Genomic DNA, 1,635 nt, shown 5'->3' on the forward strand with positions numbered 1-1,635 from the left:
CAGACGAGTTGGCGTTGGAGAGTGCTTCGATCTCAACAAGTACATCAGTGAGCGAATCTACTTCAACGAGCGCATCACTCTCAGCTAGCATGTTAGCCAGTGAATCGACTCTAGAAAGTACTTCAGTTTCAGCAAGTATGTCTGTGAGCGAGTCTGCGTCGATTAGCGCTAGTCTTTCGACTTCAGATTCTATTAGTAGATCTGTGTCAGCAAGTGCTCTGGCATCTACTTCAACAAGCATCTCTCTCTCAATGGAAAACATTGCAAGCCAAGGTCAATCCGCTTCAAGCAAGCCAAAACAAGTCTTGCCAAATACAGGAGCGTCGACTTCGGTAGCATCTGCTTTGTTGGGAGCATTGGCAGCTGTGACAGGTATCGGTCTTCTTGCCAAGAAGGATCAGAACGACGATCAAGAAAGTCATTGATAAGATATAAAAATCAATGAATAAATAGTAAAATGGAAAACCTTTGAAAACATGATTTTTCAAAGGTTTTTTCTATATGTGAGAAGGGGAAAATCCTCTTTTGAGTTTGAAATAAACTAGGGGAAAAGGTATAATAGGAAGGTGAGAGAATCATCGAAAAAATCAGAACTATAGTAGTAGAAAAGTAGCCAAAAGAATGTGAAAAGAAAAGGGGACGAAATGAAAAAAGAGCTTCAAAAAGCCATTGTACTCGGTGGTGATAATGCTTATATGGACAAGATTGAGACAACAATCAAGTCAATCTGCGCCCATAACCGAGCAGTGACTTTTTATGTTTTCAATGATGATTTGCCATCTGAATGGTTTCAGCTCATGGAGAGACGTTTAGAACCTCTAGCCTCAAAAATCATCAATGTCAAGATTAGTCATCAAGGTTTGAAAGGGTATAGTTTGCCACTAGCTCACCTAAGTTATGCAACTTTCTTTCGTTATTTTATTCCTCAGTTTGTCAGCGAAGACCTAGCCTTGTATCTGGATTCGGATATCATCGTTAGATCAAACTTAGATCAACTCTTTTTAGAAGATATGGCAGACTGGCCAGTAGCTGCTGTAGCAGATGCTCTAGTTCCTAGCACTTTTAATGCAGGTGTTTTACTGATTAATGTGGCTCTCTGGCGTCAAGAGAAGGTGACGGAGCACTTGCTGAGCTTGACAGATCAACTGCATGACCAAGTTTTTGGTGATCAGGGCGTGTTAAATCACCTCTTTGAAGGTCGTTGGAAACCGCTGCCAGCTACCTATAATTTTATGGTTGGTATGGATACAGTGGCTCGAAATTACCAGATGGATTCTTGGTATAGGGACTCTCTTACTACTGAGAAGACAGCTAAGATTATTCATTATACAGGGGACAAGCCATGGTACCAAATCAACCTCAATCGTTTCAGGGAGGACTGGTGGTTTTACTACGGACTAGAGTGGTCTGATATCGTCATGAAAAAATGTGATTTTCATAAAGGATTGGCATCTTTAGTTCAAGCTCCCCAGTATGCGACCGCTATTTTTACCAATACGTGTCACATAGAGAGAATCGAACACCTAATCCAAGAACTGCCCGATGTAGAGTTCTCTATCCTAGCTCATACCAATTTTGCGCCGGAAATCATGAACTTGCAATCGCATCTGAATGTACGCCTCTATCCTTACTTTA

The 1,635-nt window shown here is 41.2% G+C and carries 3 protein-coding genes; 2 read left to right on the forward strand and 1 reads right to left on the reverse strand.

What is annotated here, in order from left to right; genetic code table 11:
• A partial coding sequence (locus SORDD24_RS11970; RefSeq protein ID WP_330997365.1) for a hypothetical protein occupies nt 1-262 on the reverse strand: 262 nt, incomplete at its 3' end.
• Between SORDD24_RS11970 and SORDD24_RS11975 the strand changes: the two genes are divergently transcribed.
• Complete coding sequence (locus tag SORDD24_RS11975; protein WP_061408275.1) at nt 252-425, forward strand: LPXTG cell wall anchor domain-containing protein; 174 nt, start codon at nt 252-254, stop codon at nt 423-425. The genes SORDD24_RS11970 and SORDD24_RS11975 overlap by 11 nt on opposite strands.
• Nucleotides 426-644: 219 nt before the next feature.
• A partial coding sequence (locus SORDD24_RS10820; RefSeq protein ID WP_081103512.1) for a glycosyltransferase family 8 protein occupies nt 645-1,635 on the forward strand: 991 nt, incomplete at its 3' end.

The organism is Streptococcus oralis, from assembly GCF_001579175.1.
In the GTDB taxonomy this organism is placed as follows: Bacteria; Bacillota; Bacilli; order Lactobacillales; family Streptococcaceae; genus Streptococcus; species Streptococcus oralis_O.